7 protein-coding genes are annotated in these 17,105 nt (G+C 58.5%); 5 read left to right on the top strand and 2 right to left on the bottom strand.

Features of this window, described 5'->3' with window-relative positions; translation table 11 throughout:
• Positions 1-482 precede the first annotated feature (482 nt).
• Positions 483-1,556 (top strand): ABC transporter substrate-binding protein, encoded by a 1,074-nt coding sequence (locus tag AK821_RS14390; RefSeq protein ID WP_064390283.1) that lies wholly within the window; start codon positions 483-485, stop codon positions 1,554-1,556.
• Positions 1,557-1,562: 6 nt separating this feature from the next.
• Here AK821_RS14390 and AK821_RS14385 read toward each other — a convergent pair whose 3' ends face one another.
• Positions 1,563-1,781 carry a DUF2970 domain-containing protein gene (locus tag AK821_RS14385; protein WP_064390282.1) on the bottom strand — a complete coding sequence of 73 codons (219 nt, stop codon included), beginning with the start codon at positions 1,779-1,781 and terminating at the stop codon, positions 1,563-1,565.
• A gap of 179 nt (positions 1,782-1,960) precedes the next feature.
• On the opposite strand from AK821_RS14385, the gene AK821_RS14380 reads away from it, so the two are divergent.
• A complete protein-coding gene (locus AK821_RS14380) occupies positions 1,961-9,019 on the top strand; it encodes an NEL-type E3 ubiquitin ligase domain-containing protein (protein ID WP_082355445.1) in 7,059 nt (2,352 codons plus the stop codon).
• Between the two features lie 56 nt (positions 9,020-9,075).
• Here AK821_RS14380 and metH read toward each other — a convergent pair whose 3' ends face one another.
• Positions 9,076-12,786: a methionine synthase gene (metH, locus tag AK821_RS14375; RefSeq protein WP_064390281.1), complete on the bottom strand. Its 3,711-nt coding sequence runs from the start codon at positions 12,784-12,786 to the stop codon at positions 9,076-9,078.
• Between the two features lie 156 nt (positions 12,787-12,942).
• On the opposite strand from metH, the gene AK821_RS14370 reads away from it, so the two are divergent.
• From AK821_RS14370 to nfuA, 3 genes are all read left to right on the top strand, one after another.
• The gene (locus AK821_RS14370) at positions 12,943-15,249 is read left to right on the top strand and encodes a fatty acid cis/trans isomerase (protein WP_064390280.1); all 2,307 of its coding nucleotides are present in this window, start codon (positions 12,943-12,945) and stop codon (positions 15,247-15,249) included.
• Positions 15,250-15,433: 184 nt separating this feature from the next.
• Positions 15,434-16,456, top strand: a complete 1,023-nt coding sequence (locus AK821_RS14365; RefSeq protein WP_064390279.1) for an acyltransferase family protein — start codon at positions 15,434-15,436, stop codon at positions 16,454-16,456.
• Between the two features lie 57 nt (positions 16,457-16,513).
• On the top strand, positions 16,514-17,098 hold the full coding sequence (gene nfuA / locus AK821_RS14360) for a Fe-S biogenesis protein NfuA (RefSeq protein WP_007912592.1): 585 nt from the start codon (positions 16,514-16,516) through the stop codon (positions 17,096-17,098).
• The last annotated feature ends 7 nt before the right edge of the window (positions 17,099-17,105 follow it).

Here is a 17,105-nt window from a genome sequence, read left to right as displayed (position 1 = left end):
CGTTTTCGCTTGCTGGAGTCCGATGGTGCCTCTGCAATTCTGCGCGCACGGCCGCGCGCTCCCTAAGGGAGCCGGGGCAATATACCCGTTTGCAGTTATGCGCAAAAGTGATGTTTGAGTATATGTAAAGAACCAAATCGCCTAACGAGAATAGCTGTCAACTAACCCACATTTGTCGTGCGGACAATCATCGTCTTAACTGTGGTCGAGTCTTTCTGCAATCACCGATAAAACCGATAAGAGGCGATGCAATGAGCAATCCGACCAAGGCAAGAAAAAGCGATAGCAGTGTCGATGCATGGGCCATTTTGTTCCTGATCATTCTGGTTGTAGGAACAGCGGTATTCTGGGTCAGTCATCAGTAAACGACCCATCCGGGCCCGCTCCCGACGATTGTCGGACAAAAAACGGGATCAAGCGTCAATAGCCGATTGATCGATGGCTATAATGCGCGGCCATATTTCCTTGGGCCCGGATGCTTCATGTTCAAGTTTCTCCATATCGGTCTTCTTTTGCTGGGCACAGCCTTGGGCAGCAGTGCGCGAGCAGAATCGGTGCTGTTTTTGAATCCGGGCTCGACCGAAGAAGCGTTCTGGATCAGTTACTCGCAGTTCATGCAGTCGGCTGCGCGCAATCTGGGCATCGATCTGCAGATCCTCTATTCCCAGCGCCAGCCGGAACTGACCCTCGCCCAGGCCAGAATCGCCCTGCAGGGGCCCAACCGTCCCGACTACCTGATGTTCGTCAACGAACAGTACATCGCGCCACAGATTCTGCGTCTGGCGCAGGGCAGCGGCGTGAAGTTGTTCATGGTCAACGCAGCATTGACTGCCAATCAGCAAGCGCTGGTGGGCGAGCGTGCGGACCGCATCGGCAGCCTGGTGCCGAATGACGAGGAAGGCGGTTACCTGATGATGAAGGAACTGATTCGTCTGCACCCCCCGGTTGCCAAGGATCAACAGATCGAGTTGCTGGCGTTCTCCGGTCTGAAGATCACGCCGTCGGCGCAGTTGCGCGAGCACGGTATGCAGCGTGCCTTGGCCGAACATCCGCAGGTGCGCTTGCGGCAACTGGTTTACAGCGGCTGGACCCAGCAACGCGCATATGAGCAGGCCAGGCAACTGGTCAAGCGTTATCCCGAGGTTTCGCTGGTGTGGTCGGCCAACGATGAAATGGCCTTCGGTGCCATGCGCGCTTTTGCCGAGGCCGGTAAAACCCCCGGCAGGGATGCGCTGTTCAGCGCCGTCAACACGTCACCTGCCGCGTTGCAGGCTGTCGTCGACGGGCGGTTGAGCGCGTTGGTGGGTGGCCATTTCACCCTCGGTGGCTGGGCGCTGGTCGAGTTGCATGATCATGAGCTTGGCGTCGATCTCGATCAGTACGGCGGCCGCGATCGGCAGATTCCATTGCTGCAACTTGTCGACAAGTCTCACGCTCGACAAATGCTGGTCATGGGCAAGTCGCCGAACTATGGCGTGAACTTCCGCCAACTCTCGGCGAAGGGCCGACCAGCCTCATATCGCTATCCGTTCAACCTGCAAACCCTGATGCACTGAGACGCTTCAAACCCCGGCGAAATGCAGCACCACTTTGACGATGACCAACAGCGTCAAGGCAAATACCGCCGTGAACAGAATGCCCAAAATGACGAAATAGCCGGGTTTGCCATGGGTGAAATCCCTCGCCCGGTTTTTTCCGCTCTGCACCCCGAACGCCGCGGCCATGACGCTGTGCAGCATCTGCCAGAAGCTGGGTGGCTTGTTGTCGACTGGATCGTCCATAAATCCCCCGTCTGCGTGTGTGTCCCAGACAGCATAGTCAATTCACCGAAGAGTGCCCTTGCCGTGCGCTGCTCAGCTGAAGCGATTGGTAACAACTCATCGCCGATGCGATAACTATGTACCGCAGTTCGCCCCGCCAGGAATGGTGTCCTGTCGTTCCACTTTTCAGGAGCGACAGAATGACCATTCATCCCCCGACGCTGCCCGCAGCTGCGCAGTCTTCCAACCCTCCGTTGAACCTCGATAAGCAGACGCTGGCCAGCGCCAGTCTTCACGGCAAGCGTATCGAGCAGATGGTCCCCGATTGGTTGATCGACGCCAGCCCCGAGCGCCGCGCTCATATCAAGAGCGCGGACACGCAACTACCAGACTGGTACCAGGCGCTGTCCGACGAGCAACGGCGCAATCTGCAAGCGCACATCACCGAAGGCTTTCTTGCCCAGTCGCGACTGGACAAGAGCATGGCAGCGCTTGAAAGCATCGAAGCATTCGCCGAGGCTCAGCTGCTCAAAGCGCTCAAGGACCGATTCAGCGTCGAGCTCGACGTCAACAAAACCCTGCTGTGTCTCCGGCATCCGTTGCAAGTCAGCGTGCTGGAAATCGAAGTGTCGACCTTCGAAGTGTTGAAGCTCTCCATGCTGCAAGCCGCCCTGCACAATTTCGAAGCGGCGGAATGCGAGGAGGGGGCCTTTCATCGCGAATCCGGATTTTTCGTCGCCGCTTCGACCGCCGATACGTTCCAGGCGGTGACACTCAATATCACTGTCAGCCAGTTTCTCTCGCTGTGTCGAACACTGGATATCGGCGCGCTCTATCAGACGCGTGTGAAAGCGTTTTTCCAGTCGAGCGGAACATTGCGTGAGCAATTCATCAGCAGCCAGAAAACCGCGATGCGCGCAGCCGCTGAACTGGCGTTGCTGAAGAAGGACATCGAGCCAGACGACTATCGAATGCTCCTGTCTGTCGTCGATGGCGAAGTCCACCCGCGCCTGGGCAAGAAATCCGTATGGTTTCGCGACCTCAGCCTGATGAAACGCCGGATGACCGGCTGCGTGGTGTTCAGCATCAGCGAACAGTATCGCTACACCAACGATTTCATCGTCTACATCCCCCATGACCCGGAACATCCCCTCAAACGCTACACCTCAGCGCAGATGCGCGAAGTCTTCAAACGCAAGTTCACTGCACGGGACGCTTCGCCGTCGAGTGAGCCGGCAACGGCCTACCAGCGTTTTTTCAGTCAGTTCTTCACCTATGCCGACCGCCCTTATTACTTCAGTCAATTCACCCGGCCTGCGGCGGATGCACCGGTAGACCCGTTACGTTCGATCTGGGTAAAAGTCGTCCAGATGTTCCCGCCGGTCTCGGTTTTCACGCAGATCAAGGAACTGCCGCCCGAGCACCAGGGCAAGCGTGAACCAGAGGAAGATCCTTATCTCAATCCGTTCGGTATCGTGCGCAACGGCGTGGCAGGCATTTGGGCCGCCAATACCGATCTGTGGCAGTACCTTTTTGAACAGCATTGCGACAAATTCATCGCCGATGCGCGTGCCCGCGCCGTACCGACCGCGGATGTCGACGCGAGCGTGCGGGCGAAACGGCTCAATCACTTGCTGGAATTCGGCATGCTCGCGTTGAACATGGTGTCGATGTTCGTACCGGTGCTGGGCGAGATCATGATGACGGTGATGGCCGGGCAATTGCTGTATGAGTCGTTCGAGGGTGCTATCGAATGGACTGAAGGTGATCGCCAGGCGGCCAAGGGACACTTGGTCGATGTTGCAGAAAACCTCGCGCTGATCGGAGTAATGGCAGGTGCAGGCAAGGGCCTGGGCAGATTGACTGCAGCCAAATCGGTGCCGGTGATCGAGAAGGCCGAGCCCATTGAAGGCCTCGACGGCAAGCCACGTTTGTGGGCACCTGATCTTGCGCCTTATGAAAGCACAGACGGGCCGTCCGCCGCGTCTGTCCCTGATGCGCAAGGCCTGCATCGACTGAACGGCAAGACCTACATTCGTCAGCAGGGCAAGGTGTATCAAACGGCCTTTGATGAACAACTGAAACAATGGCGCATTCTCCATCCGACTGACGCGTCAGCCTATCGGCCCATTCTCGAACACAACCGGCTGGGCGCCTGGCGACATACCTTCGAGCGACCGCTGACCTGGGATCGATTGACGCTGCTGCGGCGTATCGGCCATTGCACCGAGGCCTTTTCCGATGAGCAATTGCTCAACATCGCGGATCTCAGCGGTGTCAGTGATGATGCTCTGCGCCAGATGCATCTGGACCATTCGCCTGCGCCACTGGCGTTGGCCGATACATTGCGCCTGTTCGAGGCTGACCAGGCCGTGAGCCGGATCATCGAGAACATTGAGGACGGTTCCACCGTTGATGAACCTTTCCTGCTGACATTGTCATTGCTGCCACAAATGCCTCGATGGCCCACCGGGCGCGTGCTTGAGGTTTTCGACGGCCCGGGTTTGTCAGGCGCGAGTGTCAAGCATGGTGACGCGTCACTTTTTCCAGGTGACGCTATCAAGGCACCGATTCAGATCGCCCGCGCCGATGTGCTGACTGCTCAAATGCCCGCCATCCTTCTTGAGGCGCTGGACGAGCAGGAAGTAGTCCGCCTGCTGGGATCTGAAGCGGCCCGCATCAGCGCAAACCGGCCCGTCGAGTTCAGAGCGCAATTGGTGGACTTCCTGAAAACCCGTCAACCGACAATGTTCGAGCAGCTCTATGCCGAACCGACATTGCAGGCACCGTGGATCAGCCGGCTACAAAAGGCCACGCCCGGGCTCGGCAGTTCTGCAGCGATCAGGGTATGCATGCAGGCCAATGCCGAAGAGCTTGCGCGATTGGAAACAGGCGGGCGGTTGCCGTTGCGGTTGCTTGAAGAGTCGCGCGGGTACGCTCAAGGCAGGCGCTTCGATCATGCGGTCGTCGGGTTACACATGGAGAACCTGGCCGCATCCGGGAGTCAGTGGCTCGCGTTGCGCGTACTCGAAAGACTGCCTGGCTGGTCAGACGATGTGCGTCTCGAGGTACGCGAGGGCAGCACTCACGGACCCTTGATCGATAGTGTCGGCAGCGAATCCTCGCGGCAACTGAAATACCTGGTCAAGCAGGGGCCCTCCTATCAGGCCTTCAACGAACGCGCAGAGGAGCTCAATGGCATTGCTCGGCAAGGCGATAATTTTTTTTCTTCGGTCATGCATGCCTTGCCCGACACATCCCGTCAGGCCTTGGGGCTTGCTGACGTCAGTCAGAGTGCATCCCTGCGTCGTCTGGTGATTGATCACGTGCATCAGTATCGTGCTGAACTGGCTCACTTGGCCGGCAAGCGTCATGGCGCCGGCAAACGCTTCAAACCGGCGCTGCGAGTGCCCGGTCATGGCCTCGGTTACTACGCCAGTGGACGCGGGCAGGGCGTCAATCCACTGCTGGTGACACGGGTGCAGAATGTTTATCCGGGCCTCACCGATCAACAAGCGGGCGGCTTCATTCTTCAGCAGCTGGCGTCGGGAAAGACTGACCTGCAGATCTACGAGCTTCTGCAAAGGCGCATGCGTGAATGGCAAGAGCTCGACTCGACACTCGCCGAATGGCAGGGCGAGTCGACGCCAGAACTCTCGCTGCAATCGTTGATCGGTGGCAGAGCGAGCGTCGTGCGCAATATCAAACAGAGTTGGCGCGAGTCACCGCTGGCGCAGGACCATCCGCGTTATGCACAGCTGGAATTGATCTGTGATGAACCGTTACCAGCCTTGACTGCGGACTTTTCGCATGTGCGTGAGTTGAGCGTACGCGGCCGCTGCATCACGGATGCGAATGCCGACTCACTGCTGGCTGTTTTCCCGAACCTGGAAAATTTGCGCATCAATGCGACGAGCGAACTGTTCAGCAATGTGCCGCAAATCTTGCAGGGGATGCCGGCGTTGAAAAGTCTGACGCTTTACAGCGCCGTCCCGTTTGCCGCTGACATGCCTGCACGGTTGGGCATGTTGGTCCGGATTGAAGAACTGACCGTGTGTTCTGCAAGCTACCAGCCGATCACATTCAACGTCAGTCACCTGCAAAAGCTGCGCAAGCTGGAGATCGTCGCCTACTCCTTGCTGGAGTGGCCGACCGGCGTGCTTGAACTGCCGGAGCTCGAACGACTGAGTCTCAAGGATACCGGGATCAGTAACTTGCCTGAGGGGTTGCTCAAGGGGCACGAAAAGTTATGGTCCGGATTGTCACTGGACTGGTCGAGATTTTCCCGCGAAAACTTCAAGGTCGCCTACGAGTACGCCAGGACACTGCCCGCGCACCTTATAGACCGCGAAGCGATGGTCCGCGATTACTGCAAAGGCGAGTTGCAGCGTTTGGGCGAAGGCCTGAGCCAGGCGGCGCAAAGTATCTTCGAGCGGTTTTTCCAGCAATGGCCTGATGAACAACAGCGCTACGCCGCAATCGAAGCCCTGAGCGAGCAGTTTGCAACGCTCGACAAACAGCTCGGCGAGTGGCTGCAAAAGGGCATGGCCTATCAGGAAACGCTCAGGGAAGTAATCGGGCGATCCAACGCCATCCATGCCATCAGGAGCAATTGGCGCAAAGGGCTTTTCAAGCGATACGGTTCGACGGTTTCCGCTTCGACCCTTGATTTATCGGGATTGATGCTAAGCGAGCTGCCGAAATTGCCTGCCGATGCGTTTTCTCATGTGCGTACCTTGCTTCTGCTGGGCCAGCGCGTCGATGCCTTGCAACTGCGCGATTTCGTCAGCGCCTTTCAAGAAGTGCAAACGCTCGACCTGAGTGACAACGCCCTGCACGCGTTGCCGATTGAACCTGGCAGCCTGGCAAGGCTGAACCGGCTGGACCTTTCCGACAATCTGTTGGTGAACACTGAGCAGTTGCAGTCAAGCCTGGAGGCGTTCCCGGCGCTTGAACAGCTGGACCTGCATAACAACCCGTTAACCGGGTTGAACGTCGGTGGCTTGTCGCGCTTGAAAGCGCTCAATCTGCGCAACGTCGATCTGCAAGCGTGGCCTGCGGGCGCTGAAGATCTGGCTCAACTGACCTGGATGGATGTGCGCAATAACAACATCACCACGCTGCCACAGACCCTGCTGGACAGTCATGCGCTGATCAACAGCAATCTGTCCGGTAATCCTTTGTCGCCAGCAACGACGGTTGCGCTGCGAGCTGCGCAACAGCGTATCGAGTTTGAAATCGGACTGCCCGAAGGTGCGCTGCAAGCATTTGCCGATGAACCGGTCCCGCTGACCTTTCCACCAGCAGAGAGCGGACTCTCCATTGCCAGGCAATTGCTGCCACTTCCCCAGGCGGCAGTTGGCGAAGGTGAAACGCTGATGATCAACATTCTTCAGCGTATGCAGCCGGCCTTTACTGCCGAACAGGCTTCGCAGTTGATTGGCCAGATGCGCAGTAGCGGAGCGACGGATGCCGAAATAGTTGCTCGTATCGGCGCTTGGAACCAGACTTTCGAAACGCTGGTGCGGCGACTCAATGGCTGGCTCTACACCCGCGAAATTCGCGGTGCGGACTGGGTTGTCTCTTCGCAAACCCGCAGTCTGGCGGCCTGGAGAGTTCTCACCTGTTGGCGGGCAAGGTTGCCCAACATGGAAGGTGTGACGCAAGCCGTGCTGAACCTGAACGGTTTGCAACTGGGAGACATACCGGCATTGCCGGAAGATTTTGCGCATGTCCGCACGCTCAACCTGACCGGCACAAGGGTGACTGTCGAGGGCGCCAACGGTTTTCTCGGTGCCTTTACCGAGCTACGGACTCTGGAGCTTGGCGGCAATGAACTGGAAGCGTTGCCGCAGTCGATCCGGAACATGTCTGCGCTGGAGCGTCTGGAACTGTCGAGCAACCGTCTCTACGATCCCGAACGCTTGTACGAGTCGCTTTCCGGGCTTGAACACCTGACCTGGCTGGATGTGAGCTACAACAACCTCGAGTCCTTCGATGTCAACTATTTCGGGCGGCTGGAAGCTCTCGATTTGCGCAACAACAATCTGTACGCATGGCCGGAAGGTGCGCTGGAGTCGGAGCATCTGCGCACGCTCAATTTGAGCCGTAACGACATCACCACGCTGCCCGACGACGCACTTGACGGTAGCCACGAACAATTGATGAACGGTACAGACTTGACTGACAACTACAACTTGTCCGAAGAAAGCCTCGTGCGGCTCAGGGCCTATCAGGCGGAAGGTGAGCGCCATCGGGTACTGGGTTTTTCACGCACGGATCTCGAAGAGATGGTTGACGATGCCGCCGGCGGCTTGACCGAAACGTCTGACAGCATTGAATCCGACGAAACCCTACCTATCGATCCGTCGCAGGCGCAATACAAAGCCCCATGGCTTGCCAATCTTCCTCCTGAACAACTGGCGGCTCGGGATACGCTCTGGGAGCAACTGGCTGCTGAACCGGACAGCGCGGCGTTCTTTCATCTGCTTGAGCGACTGCAGGACACCCGAGAGTTCAGGGTGGCCAACGCGGATCTGACACGGCGGGTATGGACCGTCATGGAAGCGGCCGCGGCTGATACCGAACTCAGGGAGGTGATTTTCGCCGGGGCTACCACCCACGGAACCTGCGTCGATGGACGCATCCTTACCTTCAGCGGGCTGGAAACCAAGGTGTTCACCCATAACGCGTTGCTGGATTTACCGTCAGGTCGATCAGACGCAAAAGGTGGGGTGTTGTTGAGTCTGTCGCGACGACTGTTTCGCCTGGACAAAGTCGACGAATTGGCAAAAGCGGCGGCAGCACGCAGTGGTTTCGATGAGGCCGAGGTGCGCTTGGGTTATCGAATCGGTTTGACCGCCGGCTGGGAGGATGGCCTGGAGTTGCCGGGGCAGCCGAAAAACATGACCTATGCTTCGGGCGTCAGCCCGCAACAACTGGTGGAGGCGCGAACAGAAGTCAGCAACGCCGAGCGGTCCGACAAGTTTCTCGAAGATCTGATTCAGCGCGATTACTGGGTGGAGTACCTTCAGGAGAAGTTCCCCGAGGACTTCAGGAAACTGGAAGAGTCACACTTGCTTGACGACGGCAAAGATGACGGCCTGAGCGCCGACGATCCCGAGTACTTGAGCCGGTTGTTCGACCGTACGGCCGAACGCAACGTGAAGATGATCGAGCTTTCGCAGCAGGAGATCGATGCAATCAATGCCGCAAGAACACCTGTATCCGGCGCTTCAAGTCATCCATCCAGCGCATGAACTGCATGCGCCGCTCCCGACGCCGGTTAAACCGGCGCCGGGATTGAGCCGAGTGATCAGTTGTCGTAACCGAGGTTCGGTGCCAGCCAGCGCTCGGTTACGCTCAGCTCCTGGCCTTTGCGCGAGGTGTAACTTTGCACTTGATCCTTGTCGACCTTGCCCACGGCGAAGTATTGCGCTTGCGGATGGGCGAAGTACCAGCCACTGACTGCTGCGGCCGGGAACATCGCGTAGTGCTCGGTGAGGAACACACCGCTGCGTCCTGCGCGCATTTCGGCGGCTTCAGGGTCGAGCAGGGTAAACAGTGCGGCTTTCTCGGTGTGATCCGGGCAGGCCGGATAACCCGGCGCAGGGCGGATGCCGCTGTACTGCTCTTTGATCAGCGCTTCGTTGTCGAGGGTTTCGTCCTTGGCGTAACCCCAGTGCTCTTTACGCACTTGCTGGTGCAACCATTCGGCGCAGGCCTCGGCGAGACGGTCGGCGAGGGCTTTGACCATGATCGAGTTGTAGTCGTCGCCAGCGTCCTGATAGGCCTTGGCCACTTCTTCGGCGCCGATGCCGGCGGTGGTGATGAAACCACCGACGTAGTCGGTCACTTCGCTGTCCTTCGGTGCAACGAAGTCGGCCAGCGAGAAGTTCGGCTTGCCGTCGGTCTTGATGATCTGCTGGCGCAGGTGATGCAGTTTTGCCAATGGCTGGCCATCATCGCCGTACAACTCGATATCGTCGTCATGCACCTGATTGGCCGGCCAGAAGCCGAATACGGCGCGGGCGCTGATCAGCTTCTCGTCGATCAACTTGGCGAGCATTTCCTGCGCGTCCTTGTACAGCGCGGTGGCGGCTTCACCGACCACTTCGTCTTCAAGGATGCGCGGGAACTTGCCGGCCAGGTCCCAGGAAATGAAGAACGGCGTCCAGTCGATGTATTCGGCCAGCACCTTGAGATCAATGTTATCCAACACCTTGCTGCCAGTGAATGTCGGCTTGACCGGCTGGTAAGACGCCCAGTCGAACTGTGGCTTCTTGGCGATCGCGGCGGCATAGCTCAGGCGTTCGGTGCGCGCGCTGCGGTTCGAGGTGCGTTCGCGCACATCGACGTATTCCAGGCGCGTCTTCTCGACGAAACCGGCCTTCAGTTCCTTGGACAGCAGCTGTGTCGCGACGCCGACCGCACGCGAGGCGTCGGTCACGTAGACCACCGCATCGTTACTGTATTTCGGCTCGATTTTCACCGCCGTGTGTGCCTTGGAGGTGGTCGCGCCACCAATCATCAGCGGCAGCTGGAAATCCTGACGCTGCATCTCGCGAGCAACATGGACCATCTCGTCAAGGGAAGGCGTGATCAGACCGGACAGGCCGATGATGTCGCACTTCTGCTCTTTGGCCACCTGCAGAATCTTCTCGGCCGGCACCATCACGCCGAGGTCGACGATGTCATAGCCGTTGCATCCGAGCACCACACCAACAATGTTCTTGCCGATGTCGTGCACGTCGCCTTTCACGGTCGCCATGAGGATCTTGCCCTTGGCTTCCGGCTTGTCGCCTTTTTCCAGTTCGATGAACGGAATCAAGTGGGCCACGGCCTGCTTCATCACACGGGCGGATTTCACCACTTGCGGCAGGAACATTTTGCCGGCGCCGAACAGGTCACCGACGATGTTCATGCCGGACATCAGCGGGCCTTCGATCACTTCGATCGGGCGGGCGAACGACTGGCGCGATTCTTCGGTGTCTTCAACGATGTGCGTGGTGATGCCCTTGACCAGCGCATGCTCAAGACGCTTGTTCACCTCCCAGCTGCGCCACTCTTCAGTCTCGGCTTCCTTGACGCTGCCGTCGCCCTTGTATTTGTCGGCGATGGCGAGGAGGGCGTCGGTGCCTTCCGGGGTGCGGTTGAGGATCACGTCTTCAACGGCGTCGCGCAGTTCCTGCGGGATCTGGTCGTAGATCTCCAGTTGACCGGCGTTGACGATGCCCATGGTCAGACCGGCGCGAATCGCGTACAGCAGGAACACCGAGTGGATCGCCTCGCGCACCGGGTTGTTGCCACGGAACGAGAACGACACGTTGGACACGCCGCCCGAGGTCAGCGCATACGGCAGTTCGTCGCGGATGTAGGCGCAGGCGTTGATGAAGTCGACAGCGTAGTTGTTGTGCTCTTCGATACCGGTGGCGACGGCGAAGATGTTCGGGTCGAAGATGATGTCTTCCGGCGGGAAGCCGACTTCGTTGACCAGAATGTCGTAGGAGCGTTTGCAGATTTCTTTCTTGCGCGCTTCGGTGTCGGCCTGGCCGGCTTCGTCGAACGCCATCACCACCACTGCGGCGCCATAGCGCTTGCACAGTTTGGCGTGATGGATGAATTGCTCGACGCCTTCTTTCATGCTGATCGAGTTGACGATGCCTTTACCTTGAATGCACTTGAGGCCGGCTTCGATCACTTCCCATTTCGACGAGTCGATCATGATCGGTACGCGCGAGATGTCCGGCTCACCGGCGATCAGATTGAGGAAGGTCACCATGGCCTTCTTCGAATCGAGCATGCCCTCGTCCATGTTGATGTCGATCACCTGCGCGCCGGCTTCGACCTGTTGCAGGGCGACTTCCAGGGCTTCGGTGTAGTTGTCTTCACGGATCAGACGGGCGAATTTTGCAGAACCGGTGATGTTGGTACGTTCGCCAACGTTGACGAACAACGAGCTGCGATCGATGGTGAACGGCTCCAGACCCGAGAGGCGGCAAGCCTTGGGGATGTCCGGAATCTGCCGCGGCGCATAACCGGCGACGGCTTTGGCGATGGCTTCGATGTGCCCCGGCGTGGTGCCGCAGCAGCCGCCGACGATATTGAGGAAACCGCTCTGGGCGAATTCTTCGATGACCTTGGCGGTTTCCGACGGCAGTTCGTCGTACTCGCCGAATTCGTTCGGCAGGCCGGCGTTCGGGTGCGCGGAAACGTGGGTGCTGGCCTTGTTCGACAGCTCTTCCAGGTACGGGCGCAGTTCACTGGCGCCGAGGGCGCAGTTCAAACCTACCGAGATCGGCTTGGCGTGTGCAACGGAGTTCCAGAACGCTTCGGTGGTCTGGCCCGACAGGGTGCGGCCGGAGGCATCGGTGATGGTGCCGGAAATCATGATCGGCAGTTCGATGTGCAGCTCTTCGAACACGCCTTGCACGGCGAAGATCGCGGCTTTGGCGTTGAGGGTGTCGAAAATGGTTTCGATCAGGATCAGGTCGGCGCCGCCCTCGATCAGGCCTTTGGTGGCTTCGGTGTAGTTTTCCACCAGCTCATCAAAGGTGACGTTGCGGTAGCCCGGGTTGTTGACGTCCGGCGACAGCGAGCAGGTGCGGCTGGTCGGGCCGAGCACGCCGGCAACGAAACGCGGCTTGGCCGGGTTCTCGGCGGTCTTGGCGTCGGCAATCTTGCGCGCCAGACGTGCGCCTTCTACGTTTAACTCGTAGGCCAGTTCTTCCATGCCGTAATCGGCCATGGAAATGCGCGTGGCGTTGAAGGTGTTGGTTTCGAGAATGTCGGCGCCGGCATCCAGATAGGCTTTCTCGATGCCACCGATGACATCGGGACGAGTGATCACCAACAGGTCGTTGTTGCCCTTGACGTCACTTGGCCAGTCAGCAAAGCGTTTGCCCCGATAATCCTGCTCTTCGAGCTTGTAGCTCTGGATCATCGTGCCCATACCGCCGTCGAGTATCAGGATGCGCTCTTTGAGAGCTTGCTTGAGAGCTTGAAGACGGACGCTGCGATCGGACATTTGGACTACTCGGAAAGACCATTACGAAGGAGCGGGATCATAACAAACCTGTGCGGTTTTAGAGCATGTGGCGCTTTTGCATGAATATCACTCATGTTGGTACGGTCGTCATAATGTAGAATCGCGGCGTTTTTTTAAAAATTCGGGATCAGCAGCATGTCTTACCGCGTCATTGGTTTTGTGTTGCTGTTTCTCAGCTGGAGCGCCATGGCGCAAGAGCCAGCGGTTGCACCTGCGATTTCCCCTTCTATTTCGTACGTCCGCGACATCCAGCCAATCTTCACCGAGAAGTGCGTGGCCTGCCACGCCTGCTACGACTCCGCCTGCCAGCTCAATCTCGGCAGTGGCGAGGGCGCAGCCCGTGGTGCGAGCAAAATGCCGGTGTATGACGGCGAGCGCACTGTCGCGGCGCCGACCACCCGATTGTTTTACGACGCCTTCGGCAAGCGCGCCTGGCAGCAAAAGGACTTCTATTCGGTACTCGACGCCCAAGGCAGCCAAGCGGCGTTGATGGCGCGGATGTTGGAATTGGGGCACAAGACGCCGCTGACGCCTAACGCGAAACTTCCCGAAGACATCATCTTGGGTCTGAATCGGGCAAACCAGTGCGCCATGCCCGCCGAATTCGAGGGTTACGCCGGGGCGCACCCGAAAGAAGGCATGCCGCTGGCAGTCACTGGCCTGACCGATCAGCAATACCAGACCTTGCAACGCTGGCTCGCCTCTGGTGCGCCGATTGACGAACAAGGCCTGGCGCCGAGCGCGAAAGAATCCCTGCAAATCGTCCAGTGGGAAAATCTGTTCAACAGCCCCGGTGCCCGCGAAAGCCTGGTTGGCCGTTGGTTGTACGAACACCTGTTCCTCGCGCACCTTTATTTCAAGGACGGCGAGCCGGGGCATTACTTCCAATGGGTGCGTTCGCGCACGCCGACTGGCCAGCCAATCGACCTGATCGCCACCCGCCGCCCGAACGACGATCCGGGTACGCAGGTGTATTACCGCTTGTGGCCGGTGCAAGGGGTGATCGTGCACAAAACCCACATCACCTACCCGCTGAGCGCGGCGAAGATGGCGCGGGTCAAAAGCCTGTTTTACAGCGGCAACTGGCAGGTCAATGCCTTGCCGGGCTACGGCCCGCAGAGCCGCGCCAATCCGTTCGCCACGTTTGAAGCGATTCCGGCGCAGGCGCGTTATCAGTTCATGCTCGATAACGCCGAATACTTTGTCCGCACCTTTATTCGTGGACCCGTGTGCCGTGGGCAGATCGCGACCGACGTAATCCGCGACAACTTCTGGGCGCTGTTCCAGGCGCCGGAACACGCCTTGTACATCACCGATCCGAACTATCGGGGCCAGGCCACGCCGTTGCCGGCGATGCCGGGGCAGAACGACGACGTCGGCAGCGTGCTGAGCCTGTGGCACAACTATCGCGACAAACGTAATGAATACGAGGCGTTGCGTCGCGACAGCTATGCCGAAGTCCCTGCGCCAAGTTGGTCGACGCTGTGGGCGGGCAACGACAACGCGTTGCTGAGCATTTTCCGCCACTTTGACAGTGCTTCGGTGACCAAGGGCTTGATCGGCGAAGTGCCGCAGACGATGTGGTTGTTCGACTACCCGCTGCTTGAACGCACCTATTACCAGTTGGCGGTCAACTTCGACGTGTTCGGTAACGTCTCCCACCAGGCGCAGACTCGCCTGTATTTCGACTTGATCCGCAACGGCGCCGAGCAGAATTTCCTGCGCCTGATGCCGGCCGATTCGCGCGAGGACTATCTGGACGATTGGTACCAGAACAGCGGCCAGTTCAAGATGTGGCTCGATTACGAAGCGATTGACGACGATAAGCCGACTGCGCTGAAGCTCGACGAAAAAGACCCGAAATACGACTTCGCCATGCAATTGCTGGCGCGTTACGGCGACTTGAATGCGCGGCCGGATCCGATCAATCGCTGCGACGGCGCTTACTGCTCGCGGCCGAATATCGACCCGGCGCTGCAAAATGCCGAACAGGCCTTGAGTCGCCTGACTTCGCGCCCGGCGGCCGGTTTGAAGGTGATTGATCAGTTGCCGGAAGCGACGATGCTGCGCGTCGAAACCGCCAGCGGCAAACGCGAGGTCTACAGCCTGCTGCGCAATCGTGCACACAGCAACGTGGCGTTCCTGCTCGGTGAGTCGCTGCGCTATCAGCCTGGACTGGACACGATCACCATTTTCCCGGGCGTGCTCAGCAGTTATCCGAACTTCATCTTCAACATCCCTGCCGATCAGGTGTCTGAATTTGTCGATGCAATGGAAAACGCCAAAGATGCCAACCGTTTCGAGAAAATCGTCGAACGCTGGGGAATTCGCCGCAGTCATCCGCAATTCTGGTTCTATTTCCACGATTTGACTCAGTACATCCACGAAACCGACCCGGTGGAAGAGGGCGTGCTGGACATGAACCGCTACGAGAATCTTTGATCGTTTGCGGCAGGCTTGCTGTCCCAACTTCAAGCGACACCGCAAAACCCCTGTAGGAGTGAGCCTGCTCGCGATAGCGGAGAATAAGGCACTGGAGATGTTGAATGTGCCGCCGCCATCGCGAGCAGGCTCACTCCTACAAGGGATCTGCGGTGGTTTCAGGACTTGTGATCGGGAGCGGGCAATGTTGATTTCAGTGCAGGCCCTGCGTGCGATTGCCGCGTGGACGGTGGTCTGCCATCACTTCATGCAGATCTTCTTCGACTTTCAGGCGCGTGGGCCCATCGGGCAGCTGTTCATCGACAAGGGCGCGGTGGGCGTCGATATCTTCTTCGTCATCAGCGGTCTGGTGATTTTCCTCTCGACCGAAAACAAACCGCTGCCGCCGGCGCGCTTTCTGCTGTACCGCCTGTTTCGCATCGTCCCGGCGTATTGGCTGTACACCGTGCTGATGGCGCTGCTGGTGGTGTTCGCCCAGCCGCTGTTGCCGGATCAGACGGTGGACTGGAACCATCTGCTGTTGTCGTTGCTGTTCATTCCCACGGAAAACCCCGGCGGCTACGGCTTCTATCCGACGCTGAATGTCGGCTGGACGCTGAATTACGAAATCCTGTTTTACCTGCTGTTTGCCTGGGCGTTGCTGTTCCGCCTGCAGGTGCGCCTGCTGGTAGTCGCGGCGTCGCTGTTTGCTGTGAGTCAGGCGTGGACCGGGTTTGGCTGGATAAGCGAGTTTTACCGTTCGGACATTGTCTATGAGTTTCTGCTGGGGATCGGCATCGGCATGCTCTATCGCCGGGGCTGGATCGGTGCGGGACTGTGGCTGCCACTGACGGCCATCGTCGCGGCGTTGCTGGCGATTTATCATTTGGCACCGGCGCCGAGGCTGCTCAATTGGGGTGTACCGAGTGCGGTGTTGGTGATGGCGTGTATCTCGCTTGAGCGTTATGTCGAGCGCAGCCGTGTGCTCAAGCTGCTCGGTGATTGTTCGTATTCGGTGTATCTCATGCACGTTCTGGTGCTGTCGGCGGGCGGTTTCATCGCGCGACGCTATGGCATCAACCCGTATTTGATGTTTGTCGTGTGCGCGCTGGCGATCGGCGTCGGCTCATGGCTGAGCTACGAATGGGTAGAAAAACGCAGCTATCGCTGGCTCAAGGCGCGAATCGACGATGAGCCTGACGAGAATCTTTCCCGACAAAAATACTAGGACTTTGTCCGGCGCAACGATTGGCGTAAACTGCGCCCAAGCCTGCGAGGAGTTTCCATGACCGCTATTACCATTACCGACGCCGCCCACGATTACCTGGCTGATCTGCTCTCCAAGCAGAACACCCCGGGCATCGGCATCCGCGTCTTCATCACCCAGCCTGGCACTCAGTACGCCGAAACCTGCATTGCCTACTGCAAGCCGGGCGAAGAAAAACCTGAAGACACCGCGCTGGGGCTGAAAAGCTTCACCGCTTATATCGATCACTTCAGCGAAGCGTTTCTCGATGACGCCGTTGTCGATTACGCCACCGACCGCATGGGTGGCCAGCTGACCATCAAGGCGCCAAACGCCAAAGTACCGATGGTCAACGCCGACAGCCCGGTCAACGAGCGCATCAACTATTACCTGCAAACCGAAATCAACCCGGGGCTGGCCAGCCACGGCGGTCAGGTCAGCCTGATCGATGTAGTTGAAGACGGCATCGCCGTGCTGCAGTTCGGTGGCGGTTGCCAGGGCTGCGGCCAGGCGGACGTGACCTTGAAGGAAGGCATCGAGCGTACTTTGCTTGAGCGCATTCCGGAGCTGAAAGGCGTTCGTGACGTGACCGACCACACGCAGAAAGAAAACGCCTACTACTAAGTAAGGT

Origin of the sequence: Pseudomonas sp. RIT-PI-r (assembly GCF_001297015.1) — a bacterium.
Taxonomy (GTDB): domain Bacteria; phylum Pseudomonadota; class Gammaproteobacteria; order Pseudomonadales; family Pseudomonadaceae; genus Aquipseudomonas.
The sequence above is the reverse complement of the archived record's forward strand: the minus strand, read 5'-3'. Positions and strand labels throughout refer to the sequence as shown.

What these genes read in the sequence shown, in the direction of transcription:
- AK821_RS14390 (WP_064390283.1), top strand. Translation starts at nt 483, where the DNA reads ATGTTCAAGTTTCTCCATATCGGTCTTCTTTTGCTGGGCACAGCCTTG.
- AK821_RS14385 (WP_064390282.1), bottom strand. Translation starts at nt 1,781, where the DNA reads ATGGACGATCCAGTCGACAACAAGCCACCCAGCTTCTGGCAGATGCTG.
- AK821_RS14380 (WP_082355445.1), top strand. Translation starts at nt 1,961, where the DNA reads ATGACCATTCATCCCCCGACGCTGCCCGCAGCTGCGCAGTCTTCCAAC.
- metH (WP_064390281.1), bottom strand. Translation starts at nt 12,786, where the DNA reads ATGTCCGATCGCAGCGTCCGTCTTCAAGCTCTCAAGCAAGCTCTCAAA.
- AK821_RS14370 (WP_064390280.1), top strand. Translation starts at nt 12,943, where the DNA reads ATGTCTTACCGCGTCATTGGTTTTGTGTTGCTGTTTCTCAGCTGGAGC.
- AK821_RS14365 (WP_064390279.1), top strand. Translation starts at nt 15,434, where the DNA reads ATGTTGATTTCAGTGCAGGCCCTGCGTGCGATTGCCGCGTGGACGGTG.
- nfuA (WP_007912592.1), top strand. Translation starts at nt 16,514, where the DNA reads ATGACCGCTATTACCATTACCGACGCCGCCCACGATTACCTGGCTGAT.